Consider the following 26,891-nt stretch of genomic DNA (forward strand, 5'->3'; position numbering starts at 1 on the left):
CCGCCCCAGCTCGGTGCCAGCAGGATCAGCGACATCACCATGCCCAGCGACTGCGCCCAGTCCGGCAGGGCGGTGTAGTGCAAGTGGTGCGGGCCGGCCCAGATGTACAGGGTGATCAACGCCCAGAAGTGCACGATCGACAGGCGATACGAATACACCGGACGCTCGGCCTGTTTCGGCACGAAGTAATACATCATGCCGAGGAAGCCTGCGGTGAGGAAAAAGCCTACGGCGTTGTGGCCGTACCACCACTGCACCATCGCGTCGGTTGCGCCGGCGTACAACGAGTAGGACTTGGTGAAACTCACCGGCAACTCAAGGTTGTTGACGATGTGCAGAATCGCCACGGTGATGATGAACGCGCCGAAGAACCAGTTGCCGACATAGATGTGCTTGGTCTTGCGCTGCATGATCGTGCCGAAGAACACGATCGCGTAGGCGACCCAGACGATGGTGATCAGAATGTCGATCGGCCATTCCAGCTCGGCGTATTCCTTGGAACTGGTGTAACCCAGCGGCAGGCTGATCGCCGCCAGCAGGATCACCAGTTGCCAGCCCCAGAAGCAGAACGCGGCGATTTTTGGTGCAAACAACTGCGTCTGGCAGGTGCGTTGCACCGAGTAGAACGAACTGGCGAACAGCGCGCAGCCACCGAAGGCGAAGATCACCGCGTTGGTGTGCAATGGGCGCAGGCGGCCGAAACTGGTCCAGGGCAAATCGAAGTTGAGTTGCGGCCAGACCAATTGCGCCGCGAGAAAAACCCCGAGGCCCATGCCGACGATGCCCCACACCACCGTCATAATGGCGAATTGGCGGACCACCTTGTAGTTGTAGGCGGTACTGATAGAAGTGTTCATGGTTCCCCATCCACGGTTCAGCCGAAGTGAGCGCGCGCAAACCGCGCGAATCCTTCGCCTGGAGTTATAGGCAGACTAAAAGCGAGGCAAGCATGGACAAACAGCACAAGGCCAGTATTGACGGGGATCAATGGGCGCAGTGTGTGCTCGATCATGGATGGCTTTGGAACGACGCGTCGGGCGAGGCTTCGGCGACGTTGATCCTCGCCCACGGTGCTGGGGCACCAATGGACAGTGACTGGATGAATGACATGGCTGGGCGCCTTGCCGGGCTTGGGGTCAACGTGTTGCGCTTTGAGTTTCCGTATATGGCGCAGCGGCGGGTCGACGGTGTTAAACGTCCGCCGAATCCTGCGGCGAAACTGCAGGATTGCTGGCGGGAAGTGTTTGCGCTTGTGCGGCGTCATGTCGCTGGGGTTTTGGCGATTGGCGGGAAGTCGATGGGCGGGCGGATGGCGAGTCTGGTGGCGGATGAGCTGGGGGTGGATGCGTTGGTGTGTCTGGGGTACCCGTTTTATGCGGTGGGCAAGCCGGAGAAACCGCGGGTTGAACATTTGGCTTCGCTGCGCACGCGGGCGTTGATTGTGCAGGGGGAGCGGGATGCTCTGGGGAATCGCGAGGCGGTTGCGGCTTACAGCTTGTCACCGAGTATTGAGGTGATGTGGCTGGCGGCTGGCGATCATGATTTGAAGCCGTTGAAGGTTTCCGGTTTTACGCATGCGGATCATTTGGATAGTGCTGCGCGGGAGGTGGCTTTGTTTTTGCGGTGAGGGGTGGGGGCATATCCGTTGCTGCGGGCGTTGCGGCTGGCGGTTTCGCCTGACGGCGACTTACTTTTTTACAAGCGCCCGGAATGCCGGCCCAGTAAAAAAGTAAGCAAAAAACGCTAGCGCCTGCGTTCGGCCCTCGCAGGCTCGGGTCCCTTCGCTCCGGGACTGATCCGGGCGCAGCGGCTACGGTTTGCTTCGCTGCACCTCCTTGCGCTGTGTTCGACTGCGTCGTTCGGTCGCTGCGCTCCCACGCCCGGATCAATCCCTCCACTCAGCCTTCGACGTCGCCGGTGGATCAAAAGCAAGATCAAAAGCACTCGAGCTAACGCTCATCGTGTAGGAGCTGCCGAAGGCTGCGATCTTTTGATTTTGCTTTTCTGTGGAAGCGAGCCTGCTCGCGAAAGCTCCCTTCCAGACGACCTCAAACCACCAGCCCGTCAGAGGCAATGCCTGCACTTAAACAGCATCAAATAACCCCGTTTAAACTACACGATTCGTTACGCCATCCCGGCTACAACTCCTTGCGCCGTTGCCTACGCGTACGCCAGAATCCGCCGGCTTACGCGGCCATGAGGTTGGCTATATCGTTTCTCGGTCACTGACAGAAAGTAGTGATCGGGTTTGGTAGCCCGTCTGTAATGGCCGTATGTCTACGCCTTAATACCGTCCTTTTTTGGGGGCTCGGTTTATATGGTGGTCATGCGTGGGGCTCGTTCGCGGGCGCCGGGTTCCTATTGCAGCCGGTCTACCAACCCGCGTATGGCCGCCACCCTCGTTTGGTAGCGAAGGTGATGGCTCCTTGAATCTGCAATAGGAGTTTCATCATGTTCAAAGTAACCCCCAACCCGCCAATCCCCCACGACCCCGCGTTCGATCCGCAAAAAGTCCAGGAAGCCACCGACCGCGCCCTCGATTACTACCTCAAACCTGAAGACCTGGCAGCCCCGCCAAGTTCGCCAAAATATCGCCCGGTCTATTTTGTCGACCCCACGCTGGATGACGAAACCCTGTTGGTTGAGGCTTGCGAGTCGCTTTCATACGCGCATGCCATGGCCGGTAATATCGCCAACTCAATAGGCGGCCCGGAACGCAAACCACTGCTGGCGCTGCAACAGGTGATCATGCTCAACGAACTGTTGGTCAATCGACTGCTGGATAAGCTGAAGTTGCCTCAATAATCGCGTTGGTTGTTATGGCCCCTTCGCGAGCAGGCTCGCGATGGCGGCTTGCCAGACACCAAAAATTCCCTATCAAGAACAAAAGCCCGGACAGCTTTCGCGGTCCGGGCTTCCAAGGTCAAAAGATCGCAGCCTGGGGCAGCTCCTACGATTATCTGTAGGAGCTGCCCCAGGCTGCGATCTTTTGCTGTTAGCGGTTAAACCGCGCCACCAACGAATACTGCGTGTTGGCCGTCTTCGTCAGCTCTTCACTCAACAACGCAGAGTTTTGCGCCTGCTCGGACGTCTGATCAGCCAACTCCGAAATGTTGCTGATGTTGCGGCTGATCTCTTCAGCCACCGCACTTTGCTCTTCGGTCGCGGCGGCGATCTGGGTGGTCATGTCGGTGATGTTGGCCACTGCTTCGCTGATGCCGACCAGAGCCTGATCCGCCTCTAGTACCCGAGCCACGCCTTCTTCAGCCTGGCGATGCCCGGCTTCCATGGTTTGCACGGCGCTGGAGGCGGTCTGTTGCAGCTTGGCGATCAGGGCGTGAATCTGCCCGGTCGATTCGCTGGTGCGTTGTGCCAGTTGACGGACTTCGTCGGCCACTACGGCAAAACCACGGCCCATTTCACCGGCACGGGCCGCTTCGATGGCGGCGTTGAGGGCGAGCAGGTTGGTCTGGTCGGCGATGCCTTTGATCACGTCGACCACGCCGCCGATTTCGTCGCTGTCCTTGGCCAGTTGCGTCACGGTCAGGCCGGTTTCGCCGACGACGACCGACAGACGCTGAATGGCTTCGCGGGTTTCACCGGCGATGTCGCGGCCGCGACCGGTGAGGCGGTTGGCCTCCTGGGTGGCGTCAGCGGTGCGTTGAACGTGGCTGGCGACTTCCTGGGTGGTGGCGGCCATCTGGTTGACGGCGGTGGCGACCTGTTCGGTTTCCACGCGCTGGCGTTCCAGACCGGTCGAGCTGTTGTGCGCGAGGGCATCGGACTGCTTGGCCTGATCGGTCAAGTGTTCGGCGGTATCCTGCAGGCGGGTCAGGCAGGTTTTCAAGCGAGCTTCCTGGCTGAGGATCGACATTTCCAGACGCGCCTGCGCGCCACGGCTGTCGGTGTACATCTGCGCGATCAGCGGGTCGGAGGTGGTTTGTTCGGCCAGGCGCAGCAGGCGCTTGAGCCCGCGTTGCTGCCATTGCAGGCCCATCAGGCCCAGCGGCACCGACAGCGCGGCGGCGAGGGCAAAGCCCCATTGCGAGGTCAGCGTCGCGCCAATCATGAAGCTCAATTGGCTGACCAGAATGAACGGCAGCCAGTCCTGCAGGATCGGCAGCCATTTATCGGTGGATGGAATCGCCGACTTGCCCTGATTGATGCGTTGGTAGAGCGCTTCGGCGCGGCGGATCTGTTCGGCGGTGGGCTTGACGCGCACCGACTCGTAACCGATCACCTGGCTGCCATCAAACACCGGTGTGACATAGGCGTTCACCCAATAATGGTCACCGGACTTGCAGCGATTCTTGACAATGCCCATCCATGGCAAGCCTTGTTTCAGCGTGCCCCACATGTGCGCGAACACCGCCGACGGCACGTCTGGATGGCGAACCAGATTGTGCGGCGCACGGATCAGTTCATCCCGCGAAAACCCGCTGATTTCGACGAAATCGTCGTTGCAGTAGGTGATCACGCCCTTGGCATCGGTGGTGGAAATCAACCGTTGCTGAGCTGGAAAGGTCCGCTCGCGTTGTGTAATGGGCTGGTTGTTACGCATGGTTTTTCAATCCGCAAGGCTTTGAAAGGTTGTCGGCGCTGACAGGTTTTTATTGAAGTTTTTTTTCAGATTTAAGTACGCCGTCGCAAAACGGCGCTTGCGTCAATTGGCCAGCATCGGATAGGTGAACAGGCCGAAGTGCAGCAGGTTCAAGCCCAAATGCGTGGCGATCGCTGCGCCCAGGCCGCCGAAACGGTAGGCCAGACCATAGCCGACCCCGGCCAGTCCCGCCAGTAACACCCAGGTCCAGCCGGCGCCGGCATGCGCCAGGCCAAACAGCAGCGAAGCCAACAGCAGCGCGAGGTTGTCGCCATATGGCAGGTGCTTGAAGCGATGGCTGAGTCCGCCCTGTATATAGCCGCGAAAGAGCGCTTCCTCGACCAGCGTCACCAGCAGCAGATTGTTCAGCACCCACAGCCAGGCCTGATCCGGCCACTTCGGCGCCCAGGTGATCACACCGAGCAACAGCGCGCCGCCGAGGGCGAGTACCGCGCATAACGTCAGGGCGAGGGCGGTGGCATAAACAGTCAGGCGCAACGAACGCCGCGCAACAATCCACGGGCAGACCAGCAGCAGCCAGAAGCCCACCAGCGGCTTGTCGAGGTTGAGGTACATCGCGAACGGCACGGCGTCGTCAGTAAAACGTTGCGGGTTGATCACGCGGCCATTGGCAAAACCCGGCAGCCAATGCAGCGCCAGCGCCACGGCCAAAACAATGAACAGGCCATGGCCGAGCCAGCGCGACCGGCACCTGTTGCTGGCGCACGGCGAACGCGGCGAACAGCAACAGCCCCACGGAGATCAATGCCAGCCAACCAAGTTGGCCGTAGCTCAGGGCCAGTCCGTAGCCGAGGCTGAGCAGCGCGAGATAAAGCCAGGGCAGCGCCTTCATCCAAAGTCCTTGTGCGAGATTTCTGGAAGGGGCTTTCTACATGGGCGAGGGAGGTGGGACAAGTGAAGGTGTGGCGAAAAAACCGGGACAACGCAACGCTCGATAGTCATATACAGAACCCAATGTGGAAGCGGGCTTGCTCGCGAATGGGGTGTCACCGATACAGAATAGGTGACTGACACAGCGCATTCGCGAGCAAGCCCGCTCCCACATTGGATCATTTCACGCAGAAATCGCTGGGCGTTCGGTATCAGCGCAGGCCCAGCTTGGCCGCCGCGCGCTCGGTAATCTCCGTGCGCAACGTCAGCGAAGGCGCCGCGCGCAGCCGTGCTTCATCGACCACTGCACTCGGTGCCACGTCCGGGCTGCCGGCATTGAACGGCGGGGCCGGCGCATATTCCAGTTGCAACTGCACCAGTTGCGCCGTGTCGGCATCGACCAGTTCCGCCGCCAGCACCAAAGCGAAATCGATTCCGGCGGTGATCCCGCCACCGGTAAAAAGATTGCCATCACGCACCACCCGATCCTTCACCGCAATTGCCCCCAGCGTCGGCAGCAACTCGTGATAAGCCCAATGCGTAGTCGCGTGTTTGCCCCTCAGCAGACCCGCCGCGCCGAGCACCAGCGAGCCGGTGCACACCGAGGTCACGTAACGTGCCTGGGCGGCCTGGCGTTTGATGAAGTCCAGCGTCTGCTGGTCTTCCATCAGCGGCCCGACGCCGCCACCGCCGGGCACGCAAATCACGTCCAGATTCGGGCAATCGTCGAAGGTTGTGGTCGGTTTGAGCAGCAAACCCGTGCTGGACGTCACCGGCATCAGGTCCTTCCAGACCAGATGCACCTGCACGCCGGGCAACGAGGCGAGCACGTCGTAAGGGCCGGTCAGGTCGAGTTGCTGAACCTGCGGGAATAATAGAAAACCGATCTGCAGCGTCATCGTTCTGGCTCCGTTGAAAGAAGTGGACGACTGCACTGTAGGCGCGTAGGTTCTGGCGCATACGCCAATCACCCCACGAATTACGCCAAATGCCCAAAGCCATTCACGTCCTCGCGTTTGCCAACATGCAGATTCTCGATGTCACCGGGCCGTTGCAGGTGTTCGCCTCGGCCAACGATCTTGCGCGCCAGCGCGGCATGCCGACGCCCTATGCGCCGAGCGTGATCGCCAGCGGCGGCGGGGCGGTGATGTCATCGGCGGGGTTGGCGGTGCTGGCCGAACCGTTGCCACAAACGCCCAGCGACACGTTGATCATCGCTGGCGGCTGGGGCATTTATCCCGCCGCCGAAGACCAGCAATTGGTCGACTGGGTGCGCCAGCACGGCATTCATTGCCGTCGCGTGGCTTCGGTGTGCACCGGGGCCTTTTTGCTCGCCGCCAGCGGCTGGCTCGATGGCCGCCGCGTGGTCACCCACTGGACGCGCTGCGAGCAATTGGCCGCGCAACATCCCAATCTGCAGGTGGAAGCCAATCCGATTTTCATCAACGACGGCCCGGTGTGGACCTCGGCCGGCGTCACGGCAGGCATCGATCTGGCGTTGGCCATGGTCGAAGAAGACCTCGGTCGCGACATCGCCCTCGACGTCGCCCGGCACTTGGTCGTCTTCCTGAAACGCCCGGGCGGGCAGTCGCAATTCAGCGTGACGCTGTCGCTGCAACAACAAGGCAACCGCTTCGATGAACTCCACGCCTGGATTGCGGAAAACCTGACCTGCGAACTCGGCATCCCCACCCTCGCCGAACAGGCCGGCATGAGCGAACGCAGCTTCATCCGCCACTACCGCGCCGACACCGGCCAGACCCCGGCGCGGGCGATCGAGTTGATTCGCGTGGAAACCGCCCGGCGGCTGCTCAGCGACACCGGCCTGCCGGTCAAACGCATCGCCGCCAATTGCGGTTTCGGCAGTGAAGAGACGCTGCGGCGCAGTTTTCTGCGAGCCATTGGCGTGACGCCGCAGGCTTATCGGGAGCGGTTTTCGGTCAGCGTTGCAACAGATCCAATGCCTTCAGGGGCAAGTCCCGCTGCGACACCAACCAAGGCATCCGCAGAGCGACGATCAATACGCGCTTCGTGAAAGAAACCGCTGCTTTGAAACTCCTGATGTAAATCGACCATTTCTGCCTCTCCTTAAGCCTCAACTTCCGCCACCTGATTGAAATACTTGGTCCGGTCCGGCGTAAACGTCACCTTCATCTTCGTCCGTGAGCACGTCAAAGAACGCTCCTGCGCCAGCTCAATGTCCAGATCCTCACCGCGCAAGCCTTGCCACTGCGCCAGGTATTTCAGCGAGCCGTACTTCTCGTTTTTCTTCAGGCTGCGACTGACGCCACCCTTCCAGCCCAGCACTGGCAGTTCACCGGCCAGGCAGCGCTGGGCCAGTTCGGGAAAGCGTTCGGCGCGCTGGCGGCCGATTTCCCAGCATTTGATCAGGCCCTTGTCGGCGCCTTCCCAGAGCTGGGTGCGGGTCAGCCCGGTGCGAAGGGGGGAGGCGATGCTGCGCTGGACGTGGTGAGGCATTCCGTTTCCTTGAATTCGGGGGTGGTTGGACAGCTCCGCTGTGCCCGTTGCGTTGGATGGTAGGTGTGGATGTAACGGCTGGCAACAAGGTATTTCGGGGTGTAAGCGCACGTTGCGGGAAGCGTTTCAACGTGACGTGAGTGGTTTTTGCAGGCGCGGTTTTTACACAGACTGTCGTCAGACGTAACCGCTGCGCAGGTTTGACGGCGGGCACGGGCCTGAGCCAGTTGTCTGGCGTAAGGCCCGTTGTTGAAAAATACCTCTGGATCAGGGATCGGTCTGACAAGCGCTGGCGAAAAAGCAGTCAGCGCTATGGCTGCCAGGAACTCTTCTCGCCACTCAACTTGCGATCAAGAAAGCTCGCCGCACTGATCAACGCCAGATGCGTCAGGGCTTGCGGCGTGTTGCCCAGGTGGCGGCCATGGCTGTCGAACTCTTCGGCGTACAGCCCCAGCGGGTTGGCATATCGCAGCAATTGTTCAAACTCCAGATGGGCTTTTTCCACCTGCCCGGCCCGGGCCAGGCATTCGACGTACCAGAACGAGCAGGCGGCAAACGCGCCTTCCGTGCCTGTGAGGCCATCGATGTTGGCGTCGTCGTTGCGGTAGCGATAGACCATGCCGTCGCGCACAAGGGTTTTTTCGATGGCTTCGAGGGTCGACAGCCAGCGCGGATCCTTGGCGCTGACGAAGCGCACCAGTGGCATCAGCAGCATCGAGCCGTCCAGCGCGGTGCCGCCTTTGTACTGGACGAAATGGCCGCGTTCTTCGTCCCAGAAGTTGTCCCAGATGTCGGTGTAGATGGCTTGGCGGGTCTGATCCCAACGGGCAAACGGTGCCGGCAGCGAACGCTTGGAGGCCAGACGGATTGCGCGGTCCAGGGCAACCCAGCACATCAGGCGCGAGTGCAGGAAGTGATGAGTCTCGCCGCGCATTTCCCAGATGCCGACATCTTCGCTCTGCCAGGCCTCACAGACCTGATCGACCACTTCGCCGACGTGCCGCCAGCCTTCATGGGAAATCGCGTCACCGTATTTGTTGACCAGATACACCGCGTCCATCAGCTCGCCGAAGATGTCGAGCTGGACTTGCTCATAAGCGCCGTTGCCGATGCGCACCGGCTGCGCGCCGCCGTGGCCGGCCAGATGCGTCAGCTCGGTTTCCGGCAACTCCTGTTGGCCATCGATGGCATAGAGGATGTTGAGTTTCATCGGTTTGCCACAGCAATCGCTGACCCGCCCGCGCAGCCACTGCATGTAGTGGTTGGCCTCGTCGACGAAGCCCAGACGCATGAACGCATACACGGTGAACGACGCGTCGCGGATCCATGTGTAGCGATAATCCCAATTGCGCTCGCCGCCGGGGGTCTCCGGCAGGCCGAAAGTAGCGGCGGCGAGAATCGCGCCCTGGCGGCGCGAGGTCAGCAGTTTCAGGGCGAGGGCTGAGCGATTGACCATTTCCCGCCAGCGCCCGCGATAGTTGGATTGGCCGATCCAGCCGCGCCAGAATTTCAAAGTGCGCTGCATGCACAGCTCGGCGGCGCCTTCGGCAAAACGCGGGTCGTCGCTGCCGCCGAGCATGAACGCGGCGGTTTCATTGTGCTTGAGGGTGAACTGCGCGACGGCGGCTTGTGCGTCGATTTGCAGTGCCTGATCAGAGGAAAGGCGAATCGACGGCTGGCCGGCAGCACTGAACGTTACGTCTCGCTCGTCCATCTCTGCCCGGGTTTGCGCGCGGCCATAATCGTGGCGCACCGCGCAGCGCAGATTGAATGTCGCCGAACCGCTGACGACCCGCACCCGGCGCATCAGCAGGGGCAAGGCGTCGACGTCGTCACCGATGGGCAACAGATCGGTGATTTCCACCACCGCGTGTTCGCTCAGCCAACGGGTTTGCAAGACATTGGTGTCGGGCAGATAAATCTGTTCGCGGCGCGCATCCGGCAGGTCCGGCGCGAGTTGGAAAATGCCTGCGTCAGGGGTGTCCAGCAGCGAGCAGAAAATCGTCGGGCTGTCGAACTCCGGCCAGCAGAAAAAATCCACGCTGCCCTTGTCATTGACCAGCGCGGCGCTGCGCATGTCGCCGATGATGCCATGTGCATCAATGGCGCTTTGTTGTTCGATTTCAGGCTCAGCCATTGCCGCGAAACTCCGGATAGAGGCTCATCCCGCCATCGATGAACAGGGTGGTGCCGACGATGTAGTCGGACAGGTCGGAAGCGAGGAACACCACCGCATTGGCAACGTCCTCGACATCGCCAATACGGCCGTAGGGAATCAGTTCGAGGAGTTTTTCGCCGGCCGCGCCTGCGGTGGCTTCAGCGTTGATCGCGGTGCTGATCGCACCGGGCGCGATGCTGTTGATGCGGATGCGCTGGTGGCTGACTTCCTGGGCGAGGCTCTGCATCAACTGATCGACGCCGCCCTTGGACGCCGCGTAATTGACATGCCCGGCCCATGGGATGCGCTGGTGCACCGAGCTCATGTGAATGATCTTGCCAGCCGCGCGCGATACGCCTGCGCGAACGCCCTGACGCTGGAAGATCCGCAACGCTGCCCGCGCGCAGAGAAACTGCCCGGTGAGGTTGACGCCGATCACCTTGTTCCATTCATCGAGCGTCATGTCCACGGCGGCAGCGTCTTTTTGCAGCCCCGAATTGGCCACCAGAATGTCCAGCGAACCGAAGGCGTCGACGGTCTTGGCGAACAGCCGCTCGACCTCGTCTTCTTTCGAAACATCGGCACCAATGGCGAGGGCCTTGCCGCCCTCGGCGTTGATTTGCGCGGCCAGCGCTTCAGCGGGTCTGGCGCTGCTGTTGTAGTTGATCACGACCGCAGCGCCGGCGGCGGCCAGTGCTTTGGCGGCGGCATGGCCGATGCCGGAGCTGGCGCCGGTGACGAGGGCTACTTGTCGGGCGAGGGAGATCTGCATGAATGTCTGGGCCTCGAATGGTGGGCATAGACAGCTGACTGGTTGCGGGCCATGAGAGTTCATTCGGTGCAGAAAGCGGCGGTGATGCCGGCCCCTTCGCCAGCAAGCTCGCTTCCACAGGGGACTGCATTTCGACTGTGCGAGCGAAGGGGCCTTCACAGACCGCTAACAATTGTGCGCTTCCACGGCATTCAAGCCTGTGGCAACTTGGCCGCCCCTGATGAGGCTGCAATCGATGGCAAACCCCTACCGCGAATTGTTCACCGCCCCCGGCGCCCGTGCTTTTGTGCTGGCCGGGATGCTGGCGCGCATGCCGATTTCGATGACCGGCATCGGCCTGATCACCATGCTCGCGCAGTTGAATGGCGGTTATGCCCTGGCGGGTGCGGTGGCGGCGACGTTCGCTCTGGCCACGGCGTTTTGCGCGCCGCAGGTGTCGCGGTTGGTGGACCGTTATGGGCAGGGGCGGGTGCTGCCTATTGCAGCGCTGACCGGTGGCGGCGGGTTGTTGATGCTCTTGTTGTGCACGCGCTTGCAGGCGCCGCACTGGACGCTGTTCGTGTTCGCCGCGCTGGCCGGGTGCATGCCGAGCATGTCGGCGATGGTGCGCGCGCGCTGGACCGAAATCTACCGTGGCCAGCCGCAATTGCAGACGGCATATGCGCTGGAGTCGGTGCTCGACGAGGTGTGTTTTATCGTCGGGCCGCCGCTGTCGGTGGGCTTGTCGGTCGCGGTGTTTCCCGAGGCCGGGCCGTTGGCGGCGTTGTTGGCACTGGCCATCGGTGTGACGGCGTTTGTCGCCCAGCGCAGCACCGAGCCGCCCGTGCACGCGCAGGAGTCGCAGCATCAGGGCTCGATCATTCGCTCCACCGACGTGCAATGGCTGCTGGCGTTGATGCTGGCGATGGGCGTGATCGTAGGGGTGATCGACGTGGTCAGCGTCGCCTTTGCCCAGCAGCAGGGCCAGCCTGCGGCGGCGAGTATTGTCTTGTCGGTGTACGCGATCGGCTCATGCCTGGCCGGCATCGCCTTCGGTGCGATGCGTTCGAAACTGCCGCTGCCGCGCCTATTTCTCTACGGCGGCGTGGCGACGGCAGTGACCACGCTGCCGCTGCTTTTGGCGAGCAACATCCTTGGCTTGTCGATCGCGGTATTTATCGCCGGGCTGTTCTTCTCTCCGACGCTGATCGTCGCGATGGCGTTGATCGAACGCATCGTGCCACCAGCCAAACTGACCGAAGGCCTGACCTGGCTGGTGACCGGGCTGAGCATCGGTGTGGCGATCGGCGCCGCCGGCTCCGGCGCGTTGGTCGATGCCTTTGGCGCACGTAGCGGGTTCTGGCTGGCAATCGCGGCGGGGGCGGTGGTGCTGGTTTCAGCGTTTCAAAGTTTCCGTCACTTGAAATAACAATCCTGTTGTAGGAGCTGACGAGTGCAACGAGGCTGCGATCTTTTGACTTTGACTTTGACTTTGGATTTTGAAGATCAAGATCAAGATCAAAAGATCGCAGCCTCGTTGCACTCGTCAGCTCCTACACGGGATTGGGTTACCAGCCTCGGCCAGAGTTGACCCAGAAATTGACTGATAACGAGGTCGACACAGACTCCACTTGATGAAACCAGCCCTCCGGCAAAAAAAGCAGATCCCCAGCCTCCAGCGTCACCTGCAAAAAAGTCACCTCCCGCGCAGCCGGGAAACGTTCATAGTCCGGCGCGTCCGGGTTGAAATCGCAGCCATCCAGGCCGCCCTTGGGCGCAGTCGACCAGGTGCCCAGTGCTTCGCGGTGATGCGGCGCGGCGAGGGTGAATTTTTTCTGCCCCCAGACCTGGGCGAAGAGGTTGTCGGTGTCATCGCGGTGCAATGGCGTCAGCGTGCCTTTGGGGCCGATCCAGATGCGCGGCGGGATGAACAGCGAGGTGTCGAAGTAGGGCGGGTACTGAATCTGTTGCAGCAACTGCGCCGGCAGAATGTTGTTGCCCATGTACGCCGGCGGCTCGCCGTCCGCCGCTTTGATCGCCGGGCTGTCCAGCGAAGCGATGAAATCGGCCATTGAGGTCGAGCGGAAATCACGTTCGGTCGAAAACGTCTTCTTCACGTAATCGCCATGACGGGTGATGCCCTGCAGTTCAGCGAAATGCACCAGCGATTCCTCACGGCTCAGGCTGAACAACGGCCAGTCGCGCAGGGCATTGCTGATCACCAACGGAATGCCGTTGGGCAGATAACGGGTTTCGAATTCGTGCCGGCTCAACTCGGCGCGCGCCCGGCGTTCGATGCTGGTCTGGCGAGGCAGCGCGGCAGTGAGCTTTTCGCTGAAGCGCGGCGGCGTCGGATAGCGTTTGTTCATATCGACCTTTTCCACCGTGCCGCCACCCTGGCGAGCGTGGTCGATAATCTGCGGCAGCATCGTCGCCAGGCCCATGTTGCCGCCGATCTTCAGGCGGCCGCTGGCGAACAGTTCCTCGACATTGACCACGCCGGCCATGATCCCGAGAAAGTCTTTTTCTGCGACTTCGATGGTCACGTCCGGGCTTGGGTGGCGCCCGGCTTCCGTGTGCTGGCTGGTCTTGATGTCGTACCAGTACGCCCGTTGCGCACTGAAAATGAACTGGAAAACGCCCTCGATGCCGACCGCGCCGGCGTTGGCGAACAACTTGCCCAGAATGCTCTGCAGGTCCACGGTGATGCCCTCGCGATTGTTGTTTTTTTCCTGAACAGGCAACGAGCCGCGGTCGGGGGAATTTAGCGGCCGGGCGACTAATTTGTCCGGCCAGTGATCCGTCTTTCTTGCAGACACATTTTTCAAGGAAAGCGCGGTGACCAAGCTGACATTGCTGTGCCTGCCCTATTCGGGCGCCAGCGCCATGGTTTACAGCCGCTGGCGGCGCCAACTGCCGACCTGGCTGCAATTGCAACCGGTGGAACTGCCCGGGCGTGGCGCGCGGTTCGATGAACCCCTGCAAACCGACATGCGTGCACTGGCGCGACAACTGGCGCGCGAGCACAAACCGGGGCTGCAAGGTCCTTATGCGCTGTTCGGGCATAGCCTCGGCGCGTTGCTCGCCTGCGAAATGGCCCATGCCTTGCGCGAGCTCGGCGAGCCCGAACCGCTGGCGCTGTTCGCCTCCGGCACCGCCGCACCGTCCATGCGCAGCGACTACGACCGCGGCTTTGCCGAACCGCGCAGTGATGAAGAACTCATCGAACAGTTGCGCACCTTTCAGGGCACCCGCGAAGAAGTCCTCGCCAATAAAGAGCTGATGAGCCTGACGCTGCCGGTGCTGCGCGCCGACTTCATGATGTGCGGACGTTTCACGCCTGCCGAACGGCCTCTGCTCAATTGCCCGGTGCACGTGCTCGGTGGCAAGGAAGACCGCGCCACCACCGAACAACTGATCGGCTGGAGCAAAGAGACCCTGGGCAGTTTCTCGGTGGACATGATGACCGGCGGGCACTTCTTCATTCATGAGCATGAAGCGCGGGTCATTCGCACGATCAAGACGCATCTGGAAGTGCATCACCGGCGCCATGCGCAGGCCGCGCAACCGGCGTTCTGAAACGCGACTTATCTATCACGCATATTCAGGAGGCCAGTCATGGCTGTTGCTCTGGGATTTTCCGTACGGCCGCTGCTGCCGGAGCGCGGGCGCTTGCCGCTGTTGGTCGAGGCGAGCGATGCCGACACCGATCTGTTGGCGGTATTGGATGAATTGCAGGAGTTGGTCGACGAGCATCTGCTGCGTGACGGCGGTGTACTGTTTCGCGGTTTTCGCCTCGATGGCGCCGAGCAGTTTCGCCAGTTCGCCGCGAGTTTCGGCCATCCATTGCTGAACTACGAGTTCGGCTCGACGCCGCGTACCAACGTCACCCAAGGGGTGTACACCTCCACCGAATACCCGGCGCACCAGAGCATTCCACTGCACAACGAGCAGGCCTATTCCCGCGACTGGCCGATGAAGATCTGGTTCTACAGCATGATAGCCGCCAGGTCGGGAGGCGAAACGCCGATTGCCGACAGCCGCGAAGTCTACCGACGCATTCCCGTGGCGATTCGCGAGCGTTTTGTCAGTAAAGGCCTGATGTATGTGCGCAACTTCGGCAATGGTCTGGATGTGGCCTGGGAAGACGTGTTCAACACCGAGGACCGCGAGGTCGTCGAGGCCTACTGCAACGCTCACGGCATTGTCTGCGAGTGGAAGGACGACGGTGAGCTGCGCACGCGCCAGACCTGTCAGGCGGTGGCGGTGCATCCGGTGACCGGCGACCACGTCTGGTTCAATCAGGCGCACTTGTTTCACATCTCCAACCTGCCAGCGGACGTGCGCGAAAGCCTGCTCGACATCGTCGATGAAGAGGACCTGCCGCGTAACGTCTACTACGGCGACGGCTCGCCGATCGAAGATGAAGTGCTGGCGCAGATTCGCGCGGTGCTCGACGATTGTGCGATCAGTTTCCCCTGGCAGGAGGGCGATGTGCTGATGCTCGACAACATGCTCTCGGCCCACGCGCGCTCGCCGTTCGAAGGGCCGCGCAAAGTCATCGTGGCGATGGCCGAGGGGCATTCGCAGGACGTGCGCTGAGCGCTTCGCAACTGTTCAACTCAAATGCCGAAGCCGGACGTGTACCCGGCTTCGGCATTTGTCTGTCTGGCCTTTGTACCGTCGGGCCGCGATTGCAGCTGGCGCGCTAAATCGTCGCGCGGGCCATTCGTTCTTGTTGATACGACCGGGTCTCCAGGTCACGCCGCCGATCAGCAAGGACTCCACGCATGAATGCCGCAGACGCACAGAAACTAGCCCGCCGCTTTATCGAATTGCCCCAGGACAAACGCCGTTTGTTCCTCGCCGGCATGGCCCGCGAAGGCATCGATTTTGCGCAGTTGCCCATGACCGCCTGCGCCGGTATCGCCGAGCGTGACGGCCTGTCTTACGCACAGCAGCGCATGTGGTTTCTCTGGCAATTGGAGCCGACCAGCCCAGCCTACAACCTGCCGATGGCCGTGCGTCTGGAGGGCGATCTGCACGTCGCGGCACTGGAGCAGGCCTTCAGCCGTTTGGCGGCGCGCCACGAATGTTTGCGCACCACCTTCGGCCAGGACGGCGAGCGTGCCTTCCAGCGCGTGGCCGAACCTCAGCCCCTGAAACTGCCCGTAACTGATTTGAGCGAGTTGCCCGAAGCCCAGCGCTGGCCGCTCGCGCAGCAGCACATGATGGCCGAGGCGACCCAGGCCTTCGATTTGCAGAACGGCCCGCTGCTGAGCCTGCGGCTGTTGCGCCTGGCCGCGCAGGAACATGTGCTGCTGCTGACCTTGCATCACATCATCGCCGACGGCTGGTCGATGAACATTCTGATCGACGAGTTCATGCGCACCTACGACGCACTGGTCGCCGGGCGCGAACCGACATTGGCGGCGCTGACCGTGCACTATCGCGACTACGCGCTGTGGCAGCGCAGTTGGCTGGAAGCCGGTGAGCGCGAGCGGCAACTGGACTACTGGCGCACGCAACTGGGCGACGAACATCCAGTGCTGGAATTGCCCACCGATCGCGCCTATCCGGCGCAGTCCAGCCATCAGGGCGCACGCCTGGAAACGGTGATCGATGCAGCCCTGCGTGAAGAGCTGAAAAACCTTGCCCAGCGTCAGGGCGTGACCTTGTTCGTGGTGCTGTTGGCGGCGTTCAAGACCCTGTTGCACCGCTACAGCGGCCAGACCGATATTCGTGTCGGCGGACTGATCGCCAATCGCACCCGCAGTGAAACCGAAGGCCTGATCGGCTTCTTCGTCAACACGCAAATCCTGCGCAGCGCGGTCACTGCGCAAACGCCATTCGCCGAGCTGTTGCAGAACCTGCGCCAGGCCGCCCTCGGCGCCCAGGCCCATCAGGAACTGCCCTTTGACGCCCTGATCGAAGCCCTGCAACCGGCGCGCAGCCAGAGCCACAACCCGCTGTTTCAGGTGATGTTCAACCACCAGCCGCTGGTCACCGATTTGCACCACGCGCAACTCGCTTCAGGCTTGCGCGTGGGCTATCTGAGCGAAGAACAGCTGGCCGGCAGCGCTCGGCAACACGCGGCCACCAGTGATTTGATGCTCGACACCCGCGAGGAGGGCGAGCAACTGTTCGCCGCGTTCACCTACGCCACCGATATTTTCGACGCCGCGACCATCGCCGCGCTGGCCGGGCATTGGCGCAACATTCTGCAGTCGGTGTGCCGCGACCCGCAGCAGTTGATCGGCGAGGTGGCGATGCTCGCCGAAAACGAACGCCACGCGTTGATCCACGCCACCGCGCCAGCGCCTCGTTTCACCAGCGTGCAAAGCCTGTTCGAAGCGCAAGTCGTGCGGACTGCGCAAGCCTCGGCGGTGCTGTTGGCCACTGCGCCTGCGCCGGCATTGAGCTACGACGAACTCAACAGCCGCTGCAATCGCTTGGCCCATCAGTTGCGCGCACAGGGTGTCGGCCCGGACGTGCTGGTCGGCGTCGCGCTGGGGCGTTCGCTGGAGCTGGCGGTGGCGTTGCTGGCGGTACTCAAGGCCGGCGGTGCCTATGTGCCGCTCGATCCGCAGACCCCGGCCGAACGCTTGCGCCATGTGCTCGATGACAGCGGTTTGAAACTATTGCTCAGCGACCGGCAAAGCCTCGCCAGCCTGCCGCCGCTCGACGGCATCGAGTGCCTGTGTCTGGAGCAATTGCCCGACAGCGCGCAGAGCGACAATCTGCCGGTCACGGTCGAAGCCGACAACCTCGCTTATGTGATTTACACCTCCGGTTCCACCGGGCGGCCGAAAGGTGTGGCGGTCAGTCATGGCGCACTGAGCGAGTTCATCGCCCGCGCTATCGATTACAGCGATCTGCGCGAAGGCGATCGGGTTCTGCAATTCGCCACCAGCAGTTTCGATGGCTTCGTCGAGCAGTTTTTCCCGCCGCTGTGCCATGGCGCCAGCGTAGTCATGCGCGATGCGCCGTTGTGGGACAGCGCGACACTGCAGCAGGTCATCGTCGATCAGGGCATCACTTTGGCCGACCTGCCGGCGGCCTACTGGTATTGGCTGGTGCAGGAATACGCGGCGAAACCGCCGGCCAGTTTCGGCGCGCTGCGGCAGATTCACGTTGGCGGTGAAGCCATGGCCGTGGACGGCTTGCGCTTGTGGCAACAGGCCGGGCTCGGTCATGTGCGCCTGCTCAACACCTACGGCCCGACCGAGGCGACGGTGGTCTCGACAATTCATGACTGCACCGCGCTGACCGCGCAGGACGTGTCGTGGCGCGGCATGCCGATCGGCAAGGGGCTGGCGGCGCGGCGCTTGTACGTGCTCGACGATGATCTGAACCTGCTGCCGCAAGGCGCGGTGGGCGAGTTGTACATCGGTGGGCCGGGGCTGGCGCGCGGTTATCAGCGTCAGCCGAGCCTCAGCGCCGAGCGGTTCATTGCCGACCCGTTCGCCGACGGCCAGCGCCTGTACCGCACCGGCGACCGTGCGCGGCTGCGCGGCGATGGCGCGCTGGAGTATGTCGGCCGGGTCGATCACCAAGTGAAGATTCGCGGCTTCCGCATTGAACTGGGCGAGATCGAAGCGCGCCTGCAGCAATGTTCGGGCGTTCGCGAAGCAGTGGTGCTGGCGGTGCCGTTCGCCGGCGGTGCGCAACTGGTCGCCTACGTGGTGACGGAGCCTGCGGTGCTTGCCAGCGCGGCGACGCAAACGGCGTTCCGTCAGCAGACCCGCGCTGCGCTGCAAGCCAGCCTGCCGGACTACATGGTGCCGGGGCATCTGCTGTTGCTGGCGAACCTGCCGCTGACGGCGAGTGGCAAGCTCGACCGCAAAGCCTTGCCAGCGCCGGATCCGGCGCAGTTGCAGGGCGATTACCGCGCCCCGCAATCGCCGGCCGAGCAGTGTCTGGCGCAGGTCTGGGCCGAGGTGCTGCAGGTGCCGCGTGTGGGCCTGGACGATCACTTTTTCGAACTGGGCGGCCATTCGTTGTTGGCCGCGCAGGTGATCGCGCGGGTCAAGGAGCAGATGGGCGTGGTGCTGCCGCTGCGCAGTCTGTTCGAGAAACCGCTGCTGGCGGATCTCGCCGAGGTACTCGCGCAACTGGCCGAGGCGAGCGGCGACGACGACTGGTCCGACCTGGATCAGTTCATGAATGCTTTGCAAGGAGAACAAGTATGAGCGGCACGATGGCGGAACGTATTGCAAAAAGGTTCGTCGGCCTGCCGCTGGAACAGCGTCGGCTGTTTCTCGCCAAATTGCGCGAGGAGGGCAAGGATTTCAGCCTGTTGCCGCTGCCGGTCAGCCGCCACGACTGCGCGCACATCCCTTTGTCGTTCGCCCAGCAGCGCCTGCTGTTTCTCTGGCAGCTCGAACCGCACAGCGCCGCGTACAACATGGCCGCTGGCTTGCGTTTGAAAGGCCGGCTGGACGAGTCGGCGCTGAGCCGCTCGTTCGATCATCTGCTGGCGCGCCATGAGGTATTGCGCACGGTGTTTCACACTGACGGCGATCAAGCGCATCAGCTGATTCTCGAGCAACAAAGTATTGCGCTGGAACGCTTCGATCTGACTGGCACCGCCGCGCAAGAGCGTGAGCAAGTGCTCGCGCAACACGTGCAAAACGTCACCGCGCAACCGTTCGATCTGCGCCACGGCCCGTTGCTGCGCGCCAGCCTGTTTGCTTTGGCTGACGATGAGTTCGTGCTGTTGGTGAGCATGCACCACATCGTCTCCGACGGCTGGTCGATGGACGTCATGGTCAGGGAGTTCGTGCAGTGCTATCAGGCGTTCAGCCTGCAGCGCGAACCGCAATTGCCGGCGCTGCCATTGCAGTACGCCGACTATGCGATCTGGCAGCGACGCTGGCTGGAGGCCGGCGAGGGTGAGCGCCAGCTCGACTACTGGCGTCAGCAGTTGGGCGATGAGCATCCGCTTCTGGAAGTGGCGCCGGACTTTGCCCGACCACTGACCCAGAGCTTCGCCGGGCAGACCCTGAGCTTCGATTTCGGCACCGACCTTTCGCATCAGCTCAACGCCTTCGCCCGTAGCCAGGGCATCAGTCTGTTCATGCTGGTGCTGGCCGGGTTCTCGCTGTTCCTCTCGCGTCTGGCCGGCGAGCGCGACATTCGTGTCGGCGTGCCGAATGCCAACCGTGGCCGCGCCGAAGTCGAGGGGCTGATCGGTTTCTTCGTCAACACCCAAGTGCTGCGTTGCCAGGTCGATGAGCGCGGCAGTTTCGCCGATTTGCTCGCGCAGGTGCGTGAAGCAGCGTTCGGCGCACAGGCCCATCAGGAGTTACCGTTCGAGCAGTTGGTCGATGAGTTGGTCGCCGAACGCACGCTAGGCCACAACCCGTTGTTTCAGGCCAAGTTCAACCAGAACGTCGGCATGCAGAAACAGCGCTCCATGGCCTTGCCCGGCCTGACCGTCAGCGAATACCCGCTGGCCAAGGACGGCACGCACTTCGATCTGGCCCTGGACATCACTGACGACGGCGCGCTGATCCACGGCCAGATGACCTACGCCAGCGATCTCTATCAGGCAGACACCGTCGCCGGTTTCGTGCCGATGTTGCTCGACCTGTTTGCGCAGTTGCTCAAGGCCCCGCAGGCGCCACTGCACACGGTCGCCACGCCACGGCCCGCTGCGCTTTCAATCCAGCGCGAACCGGCGTTGACGGTGTTGCAACACTGGGCGCGGGAAGTGGCCCGACAACCAGAAACGCTGGCCGCTCGTGATCTACAGCAGACAATCACTTTCCAGGCGCTGGATCAGGATGCCAATCGTCTCGCCCATTATTTGCGAGCGCAGGGGGTCAATGTCGGCGACCCGGTGGCGGTGCTGCTGGAACGTTCGCTGGACTGGCTGACTTGCCTGCTGGCGATTCTCAAGGCTGGCGCGGTGTACATGCCGCTCGACGTCAAGGCGCCGAGCGCGCGACTGGAGCAGATGCTCGGCGCTGCGCAGGCCCGCGTGCTGATCGGTGCTGCAGGCGATGCGCGGCTCAGCGAACGGGCGGTCGAGGGCTGTCAGGGGCTGGAGTTTGCGCCGGCGCAATGGCAATCGCTGCCGGCGTCCGCACCTGAGCTGACGCTGTTTGCGCACTCACCGGCCTACCTGATTCACACCTCCGGTTCCACCGGGCAGCCCAAGGGCGTGCTGGTCAGCCACGGCGCGCTGGGCAGTTACGTGCGCGGCGTACTCGAACGTCTGGCGCCGGCGCCCGAGGCGAGCATGGCGCTGGTCTCGACCATCGCCGCCGACCTTGGCTTCACCGTGCTGTTCGGCGCGTTGTGCTCGGGCCGACTGCTGCATGTGCTGCCGGAAGAACTCGGTTTTGACCCGGACCGCTTTGCCCAATACATGGCCCGCCATCGCGTCGGCGTGCTGAAAATCGTCCCCGGGCATCTTGCCGCGCTGCTGCAGGCGGCCAAGCCTGCCGACGTGCTACCGGGACACGCACTGATCGTCGGCGGCGAAGCCTGTTCGCCGGCGCTGGTCGAGCGCGTGCAGCAACTGAAGCCGGGCTGCCGCCTGATCAACCACTACGGGCCGAGCGAAACCACCGTGGGCGTGCTGACCCATGAGGTCGAAGCGCTTGCCGCGCAAGCACGCAGCGTTCCGGTCGGCACGGCACTGGCCGGTGCTCACGTCTATGTGCTCGACGATGTGCTCAACCCGGTAGCCGATCAGGTTGCCGGTGAGCTGTACATCGGTGGCGACAGCGTTGCCCTTGGCTATCTGAACCAGCCGGGGCTCACCGCCGAGCGCTTCCTGCCCGACCCGTTCGGCGCAGCGGGCGCGCGGGTCTACCGCAGCGGCGACCGGGTTCGGCGCAATCGCGAGCAGGCGCTGGAATTCATCGGTCGTGCCGACGATCAGGTCAAAGTGCGCGGCTACCGCGTCGAGCCTGCGGAAGTTGCGCGGGTGTTGCTCGGCCTCGACGGCGTCAGCGAAGCCGCCGTGCTCGCGCTGCCAGTGGATGACGATCCGGCGCGCCTGCAACTGCTGGCGTGGTGCGTGCCGGCAGTGGGCACGAAGGCGCAGGCGCAGGATTTGCGCGAACAGTTGCAGGCGCGTCTGCCGGATTACATGGTGCCGGCGCAGTTGCTGTTGCTGGAAAAGCTTCCGCTGACCGCCAACGGCAAGCTCGACAAGCGTGCGTTGCCAGTGCCCGGCGTGGTCAGCCAGCAGTTCGTCGCGCCGGTCGGTGAGATCGAGGAAAAACTGGCGGCGATCTGGGCAGAGGTGCTCAAGCTTGAGCGGGTCGGCAGCAGCGATAACTTCTTTGAATTGGGCGGCGACTCGATCCTCAGCTTGCAGATCATCGCCCGGGCCAAGCGCCAGGGGATCAAGCTGAGCCCCAAGCAGCTATTCGAAAAACAGACCATCGGCCAACTGGCTGCTGTGGCCAAACTGATCGACGCCAAACCGGCTGCCATCGCCACACCGGCGGCACGCGGGCCGTTGCCGTTGCTGCCGATTCAGGTGCGGTTCTTCGAGACGCCGATTGCCCAGCGCCAGCACTGGAACCAGTCGGTGATGCTGCAACCGACCCTGGCGCTGGACGCCGCGCATCTGCGCACGGCGCTGGCAGCGTTGGTGGAACAGCACGAGGCGTTAGCCCTGAGTTTCGTGCAATCGGGCGATAGCTGGCAGGCGTTGCCGCAGACTCAGCGCGATGCCGAACTGCTTTGGCTGCGCGAACTGGACAGCCTCGACGCTTTGCCAGCGCTGGCCGGCGCGGCGCAGCGCAGCCTGGACCTGCAACGCGGGCATTTGCTGCGCGCGGTGCTGGTCACTCTGCCGAACGCCGAGCAGCGCTTGTTGCTGGTGATTCATCACCTGGTTGTCGACGGCGTGTCGTGGCGCATTCTGCTCGAAGACTTGCAGCTGGCTTACCAGGCATTGGCGGCGGGGACGGCGCCCATGTTGCCAAGCCAGAGCAGTTCGCTGCACGACTGGGCCGGGCAATTGCACCGTTATGCTGAGAGTGAAACGCTGGCGGCCGAAAGCGCTTACTGGCAGCAGACTCTGGCGGGGGATAACTGGGCATGGCCACGAGATTTCGCCGAGGACAGCCAGACTCGCGCCCAGGCGGCCCGCGCCAGTACGCGCCTGAGCCAGACACTGACCGACAAACTGCTGAAAGTCGCTCCGGCGGCATATCGCACGCAAATCAACGACCTGTTGCTGACGGCTTTGGCGCGGGTGCTGTGTGACTGGAGCGAGCAGCCTTCGGTGTTGATCCAGCTCGAAGGCCATGGTCGAGAAGACCTGTTCGACGACGTCGACCTGAGCCGCACGGTCGGCTGGTTCAGCAGCCTGTTCCCGGTGCGCCTGACTCCGCAGGCCAATCCCGCTGCATCGCTGTGTGCGATCAAGGAGCAACTGCGCGCGGTGCCGGGCAAAGGCATCGGTTACGGCGTGCTGCGTTACCTCACGCGTTCTGCCGAGTTGCAGACGCTGGCGCAACCACGGGTGACCTTCAATTACCTCGGTCAGTTCGACGGCGCGTTCAGCGCCGAGCAAGGCGCGTTGTTCCTGCCAAGCGCTGACAGCACCGGCACCAATCAGGATGGGCAGGCGCCGCTGGGTAATTGGCTGAGTGTTGACGGTCAGGTTCTCGGCGGTGAGCTGGAACTGACCTGGACCTTTGGCATCGGCATGTACCGCGCCGAGACCATCGAGGCGCTGGCCGAGGCTTATCGCCGCGAGCTGGAACGCTTGATCGAACATTGCTGCGAGAACGGCGTCGGTGGCGTGACGCCTTCGGATTTCAACCTCGCCAACCTGACTCAGGCGCAGCTGTCGGCGCTGCCGATGGCGCCGCGTGACATCGTCGATCTGTACCCGCTGTCGCCCATGCAGCAGGGCATTCTGTTCCACAGCCGTAACGAGCCGGACAGCCCGGCCTACACCAATCAGCTGCGCGTCGATGTCGAGCAGCTAGACGCCGAGCGCTTCCGCCAGGCTTGGCAGCAGACCCTCGACGCTCACGATATTTTGCGTACCGCGTTCGTCTGGCCGCAGGATGCCGTCGCGCCGGTGCAGGTGGTGCGCAGCCGTGTGCAGATGCCTTGGCAGGTGCAGGACTGGCGCGGTCGCAATGGGCTCGACGCCGCACTCGGGCAACTGGCGGCGGAGGATTTGCACAACGGTTTCGATCTGCTCGAGGCGCCGCTGTTGCGCGTGACGCTGGTGCGCACCGATGAGTCCACTCATCACCTGATCTACACCTGCCATCACATCCTCATGGACGGCTGGAGCACCTCGCAGTTGTTCGGCGAAGTGCTCCAGCGTTACGCCGGCATCGTGCCGAGCGCAGGGCAGGGGCGTTATCGCGATTACATCGAATGGCTCGGGCAGCGTGATCAGCAGGCCAGTCGACAGTTCTGGCGCACGGCGCTGGCGGACCTTGAACAGCCGACGCGACTGGCCAGCGCCATGCCGGTCAGACACGCGGGCAGCGGCTATGCCGATCACGAGCAGGTGTTCAGCGAACAGCTGACGGCCAATCTCAATCGCTTCGCCCGCGAGCAGAAAGTCACGCTCAACACGCTGGTGCAAGCGGCGTGGCTGCTGCTGTTGCAGCGCTACACCGGACAGGATCACGTGGCATTCGGCGCGACGGTCGCCGGGCGGCCGACCGACTTGCCGGGCGTCGAGCAGCAGATCGGCCTGTTCATCAACACATTGCCGGTCGTGGCAGCGCCGTCGGCCGAACTCATTGTCAGCCAATGGCTGCAGCAGGTGCAGGCTCTCAACCTGGCCTTGCGCGAGCACGAACACACGCCGCTGTATGACATTCAGCGCTGGGCCGGGGCGGGTGCCGGGGCGTTGTTCGACAGCATTCTGGTGTTCGAGAACTATCCGATGGCCGAAGCGCTCGCGCAGGGCCCGCAGACGGGTCTGACGTTCTCGGCGATCCGCCGTCAGGAGCAGACCAACTATCCGCTGACGCTGGTGGCGGTCACTGGCCGCGAGCTGAGTCTTGGCGTGAGTTACGATCAGGCCAGTTTCGACGCTCAAGCGATCAGCGCGCTGAGTGGGCAACTGCAAGGCCTGCTCGAGCAGTTCCTCGCCGACGCCACGCAGCCGCTGGGCGCGCTGCAACTGCTCGCCGAGCCACAACGGCAACAAGCGATCAAGTGGGGCAAGGCGCCGGCGACCGCGCCGGATCAACGCACGGTATTGGCACACATTGCTGCGCAGGTGCAGCGTCAGCCGCAGGCGAACGCCGTACTGTTCGCTGAGCAATCCATCGATTACCAAAGCCTCGATACCCGGGCCAATCGTCTGGCGCACAAGCTGCAAGGCATGGGCGTCGGGCCGGAAGTGCGCGTCGGCGTGTGCATGCGCCGCACGCCGCAGATGCTGGTCGGCTTGCTGGCGATCCTCAAGGCCGGTGGCGCCTACGTACCGCTCGACCCGGATTACCCACAGGAACGCTTGCTGCACATGCTCGACGACAGCCGCGCGGCGGTGCTGCTCACTGAGCCAGCGGCCTTGGCGATGCTGCCCGACACCTTGAGTGCGCAGGTGCTGCTGGTGGACGAGAACGTCGCCAGCGAATACCCGGCCACTGCGCCACTGGTTAACCTCGCGGCTGAAAATCTGGCGTACGTGATCTACACCTCTGGCTCCACCGGCAAACCGAAAGGCGTAGCGATCAGCCACGGCAATCTGTCAGCGCTGATTCAGTGGTCAGCGGGGGTCTATCGCGAAGAGCAATTGCGCGGCGTGCTCGCTTCGACGTCGATCTGCTTCGACCTGTCGGTGTGGGAAATCTTCGTCACGCTGGCCTGCGGTGGCTGTCTGGTATTGGCCGACAACGCTCTGGCGCTGACCGATTTGCCGGCGCGTGATCAGGTTACGCTCATCAATACCGTGCCGTCGGCGATTGCCGCGTTGCAACGCGCCGGGCAGATTCCGGCTTCGGTCGGCACCATCAATCTGGCCGGCGAGCCGCTCAAGCAGAGTCTGGTCGACAGCCTCTATGCCAGCACTCAGGTGCAGCAGGTCTACGACCTCTACGGGCCTTCGGAGGACACCACTTATTCGACCTTCACCCTGCGCACGCCGCAGGGCCGGGCGAACATTGGCCGGCCGCTGGATAACACCGTGGCGTACCTGCTCGACAGTCAGTTGCAGGTGTTGCCCGAGGGCGTGGCGGCCGAGCTGTATCTGGCCGGCGCCGGGGTGACGCGCGGCTATCTGCGTCGCGCCGCGCTGACCGCCGAACGCTTTGTGCCCAATCCTTACGCGAGCAATGGCGAGCGCCTGTACCGCACCGGCGATCTGGTCCGCCAAGGCGATGACGGCAACATCGAATACATCGGTCGCGCCGACCATCAGGTGAAGATTCGCGGTTTCCGCATCGAACTCAGCGAGATCGAAGCGCGCCTGCTGGAACTCGATGAAATCGGCGAGGCGGTGGTACTGGCGCAGGACGGCGCCGCTGGCAAACACCTGCATGCCTACCTCGTTGCCGCACCGGACAGCGAGCGGTCGACGCTGACTGAGCGGGTGCGCAACGCGCTGGCCAGTCGCTTGCCGGCGCACATGGTGCCGGGGCACCTGCACCTGATCGACGCGATCGCGCTGACGCCCAACGGCAAGCTCGATCGCAAGGCGCTGATGGCCTTGGGCGAGAGCCCGGCGCAGGAGCAATACCAGGCGCCGCAAAGCGACCTGCAGCGGGAGGTCGCGACGATCTGGCAGGAGGTGCTGGAAGTCGAGCGGGTAGGGCTGGCGGACAATTTCTTCCAGCTCGGCGGCCATTCGTTGCTGGCGACGCTGGTGGTGAGCCGGGTGCAGGAACGTCTGGGCGACAAGGTGCCGCTCAAGGCGTTGTTCGAAACCGACACGCTCAAGGATTTCTGCGCACGGATCGAAGCGCTGCGCGTCGAAATGTCGCCCGTTCAGGATGAATTGGCTAAATCACTGGAGGCCCTCAAACGTCTATCCCTCGATGATCTGGAAAAACTGATTTCTTGAG

Annotated in this window: 14 protein-coding genes and 3 pseudogenes; 8 read left to right on the forward strand and 9 right to left on the reverse strand. The window is 62.8% G+C overall.

Annotation, left to right across the window (positions count from 1 at the left end; all coding sequences use genetic code 11):
- Positions 1 to 857, reverse strand: an 857-nt coding sequence (locus ACIGDJ_RS10305; RefSeq protein ID WP_397504551.1) for a cbb3-type cytochrome c oxidase subunit I, incomplete at its 3' end; no start/stop codon positions are given.
- 92 nt (positions 858 to 949) lie between these two features.
- On the opposite strand from ACIGDJ_RS10305, the gene ACIGDJ_RS10310 reads away from it, so the two are divergent.
- On the forward strand, positions 950 to 1,627 hold the full coding sequence (locus ACIGDJ_RS10310) for an alpha/beta family hydrolase (protein WP_397479049.1): 678 nt from the start codon (positions 950 to 952) through the stop codon (positions 1,625 to 1,627).
- A gap of 824 nt (positions 1,628 to 2,451) precedes the next feature.
- A complete protein-coding gene (locus ACIGDJ_RS10315; protein WP_397479050.1) occupies positions 2,452 to 2,805 on the forward strand; it encodes a DUF6124 family protein in 354 nt (117 codons plus the stop codon).
- Between the two features lie 190 nt (positions 2,806 to 2,995).
- Here the strand turns inward: ACIGDJ_RS10315 and ACIGDJ_RS10320 are convergent, their stop codons facing one another.
- The 3 genes and pseudogenes from ACIGDJ_RS10320 to inhA all read right to left on the reverse strand — a co-directional run bounded on the left by ACIGDJ_RS10320 (position 2,996) and on the right by inhA (position 6,390).
- Complete coding sequence (locus ACIGDJ_RS10320) at positions 2,996 to 4,561, reverse strand: PAS domain-containing methyl-accepting chemotaxis protein (protein WP_101157393.1); 1,566 nt, start codon at positions 4,559 to 4,561, stop codon at positions 2,996 to 2,998.
- 102 nt (positions 4,562 to 4,663) lie between these two features.
- A pseudogene (locus tag ACIGDJ_RS10325) lies at positions 4,664 to 5,453 on the reverse strand (type II CAAX prenyl endopeptidase Rce1 family protein).
- Positions 5,454 to 5,703: 250 nt separating this feature from the next.
- Positions 5,704 to 6,390 (reverse strand): isonitrile hydratase, encoded by a 687-nt coding sequence (gene inhA, locus ACIGDJ_RS10330; RefSeq protein ID WP_397479051.1) that lies wholly within the window; start codon positions 6,388 to 6,390, stop codon positions 5,704 to 5,706.
- A gap of 89 nt (positions 6,391 to 6,479) precedes the next feature.
- On the opposite strand from inhA, the pseudogene ACIGDJ_RS10335 reads away from it, so the two are divergent.
- Positions 6,480 to 7,454, forward strand: a pseudogene (locus tag ACIGDJ_RS10335) (GlxA family transcriptional regulator); the annotation flags it as partial.
- Here ACIGDJ_RS10335 and ACIGDJ_RS10340 read toward each other — a convergent pair.
- The 4 genes and pseudogenes from ACIGDJ_RS10340 to ACIGDJ_RS10355 form a co-directional block, all read right to left on the reverse strand.
- Positions 7,454 to 7,567: pseudogene (locus tag ACIGDJ_RS10340) on the reverse strand (NAD-dependent DNA ligase); the annotation flags it as partial. The pseudogenes ACIGDJ_RS10335 and ACIGDJ_RS10340 overlap by 1 nt on opposite strands.
- Positions 7,568 to 7,579: 12 nt before the next feature.
- On the reverse strand, positions 7,580 to 7,969 hold the full coding sequence (locus ACIGDJ_RS10345; protein WP_101160133.1) for a hypothetical protein: 390 nt from the start codon (positions 7,967 to 7,969) through the stop codon (positions 7,580 to 7,582).
- Positions 7,970 to 8,279: 310 nt separating this feature from the next.
- On the reverse strand, positions 8,280 to 10,106 hold the full coding sequence (locus ACIGDJ_RS10350; RefSeq protein ID WP_397479052.1) for a glycoside hydrolase family 15 protein: 1,827 nt from the start codon (positions 10,104 to 10,106) through the stop codon (positions 8,280 to 8,282).
- Positions 10,099 to 10,899 (reverse strand): SDR family oxidoreductase, encoded by an 801-nt coding sequence (locus tag ACIGDJ_RS10355; protein WP_397479053.1) that lies wholly within the window; start codon positions 10,897 to 10,899, stop codon positions 10,099 to 10,101. The genes ACIGDJ_RS10350 and ACIGDJ_RS10355 overlap by 8 nt, the downstream gene beginning before the upstream one ends.
- A gap of 235 nt (positions 10,900 to 11,134) precedes the next feature.
- Here ACIGDJ_RS10355 and ACIGDJ_RS10360 point away from each other — a divergent pair, with 235 nt between their 5' ends.
- On the forward strand, positions 11,135 to 12,307 hold the full coding sequence (locus tag ACIGDJ_RS10360) for an MFS transporter (protein ID WP_397479054.1): 1,173 nt from the start codon (positions 11,135 to 11,137) through the stop codon (positions 12,305 to 12,307).
- 139 nt (positions 12,308 to 12,446) lie between these two features.
- Here ACIGDJ_RS10360 and ACIGDJ_RS10365 read toward each other — a convergent pair whose 3' ends face one another.
- Positions 12,447 to 13,580, reverse strand: a complete 1,134-nt coding sequence (locus ACIGDJ_RS10365; protein ID WP_397479075.1) for a cupin-like domain-containing protein — start codon at positions 13,578 to 13,580, stop codon at positions 12,447 to 12,449.
- Between the two features lie 136 nt (positions 13,581 to 13,716).
- On the opposite strand from ACIGDJ_RS10365, the gene ACIGDJ_RS10370 reads away from it, so the two are divergent.
- The 4 genes from ACIGDJ_RS10370 (at position 13,717) to ACIGDJ_RS10385 (ending at position 26,890) form a co-directional block, all read left to right on the forward strand.
- A complete protein-coding gene (locus ACIGDJ_RS10370; RefSeq protein WP_313004546.1) occupies positions 13,717 to 14,457 on the forward strand; it encodes an alpha/beta fold hydrolase in 741 nt (246 codons plus the stop codon).
- Between the two features lie 39 nt (positions 14,458 to 14,496).
- The gene (locus ACIGDJ_RS10375; RefSeq protein WP_397479055.1) at positions 14,497 to 15,480 is read left to right on the forward strand and encodes a TauD/TfdA family dioxygenase; all 984 of its coding nucleotides are present in this window, start codon (positions 14,497 to 14,499) and stop codon (positions 15,478 to 15,480) included.
- A 188-nt stretch (positions 15,481 to 15,668) separates the two neighbouring features.
- Positions 15,669 to 19,070: an amino acid adenylation domain-containing protein gene (locus tag ACIGDJ_RS10380; protein ID WP_397479056.1), complete on the forward strand. Its 3,402-nt coding sequence runs from the start codon at positions 15,669 to 15,671 to the stop codon at positions 19,068 to 19,070.
- Positions 19,067 to 26,890: an amino acid adenylation domain-containing protein gene (locus tag ACIGDJ_RS10385; protein ID WP_397479057.1), complete on the forward strand. Its 7,824-nt coding sequence runs from the start codon at positions 19,067 to 19,069 to the stop codon at positions 26,888 to 26,890. Before ACIGDJ_RS10380 ends, ACIGDJ_RS10385 begins: the two co-directional genes overlap by 4 nt.
- The last annotated feature ends 1 nt before the right edge of the window (position 26,891 follow it).

Source organism: Pseudomonas sp. NPDC079367, from assembly GCF_044542195.1.
Lineage (GTDB): Bacteria > Pseudomonadota > Gammaproteobacteria > Pseudomonadales > Pseudomonadaceae > Aquipseudomonas.

Coding starts and splice junctions, on each gene's coding strand:
- ACIGDJ_RS10375 (WP_397479055.1), top strand. CDS start 14,497: ATGGCTGTTGCTCTGGGATTTTCCGTACGGCCGCTGCTGCCGGAGCGC.
- ACIGDJ_RS10385 (WP_397479057.1), top strand. CDS start 19,067: ATGAGCGGCACGATGGCGGAACGTATTGCAAAAAGGTTCGTCGGCCTG.
- ACIGDJ_RS10320 (WP_101157393.1), bottom strand. CDS start 4,561: ATGCGTAACAACCAGCCCATTACACAACGCGAGCGGACCTTTCCAGCT.
- ACIGDJ_RS10380 (WP_397479056.1), top strand. CDS start 15,669: ATGAATGCCGCAGACGCACAGAAACTAGCCCGCCGCTTTATCGAATTG.
- ACIGDJ_RS10355 (WP_397479053.1), bottom strand. CDS start 10,899: ATGCAGATCTCCCTCGCCCGACAAGTAGCCCTCGTCACCGGCGCCAGC.
- ACIGDJ_RS10315 (WP_397479050.1), top strand. CDS start 2,452: ATGTTCAAAGTAACCCCCAACCCGCCAATCCCCCACGACCCCGCGTTC.
- ACIGDJ_RS10310 (WP_397479049.1), top strand. CDS start 950: ATGGACAAACAGCACAAGGCCAGTATTGACGGGGATCAATGGGCGCAG.
- ACIGDJ_RS10345 (WP_101160133.1), bottom strand. CDS start 7,969: ATGCCTCACCACGTCCAGCGCAGCATCGCCTCCCCCCTTCGCACCGGG.
- ACIGDJ_RS10360 (WP_397479054.1), top strand. CDS start 11,135: ATGGCAAACCCCTACCGCGAATTGTTCACCGCCCCCGGCGCCCGTGCT.
- inhA (WP_397479051.1), bottom strand. CDS start 6,390: ATGACGCTGCAGATCGGTTTTCTATTATTCCCGCAGGTTCAGCAACTC.
- ACIGDJ_RS10350 (WP_397479052.1), bottom strand. CDS start 10,106: ATGGCTGAGCCTGAAATCGAACAACAAAGCGCCATTGATGCACATGGC.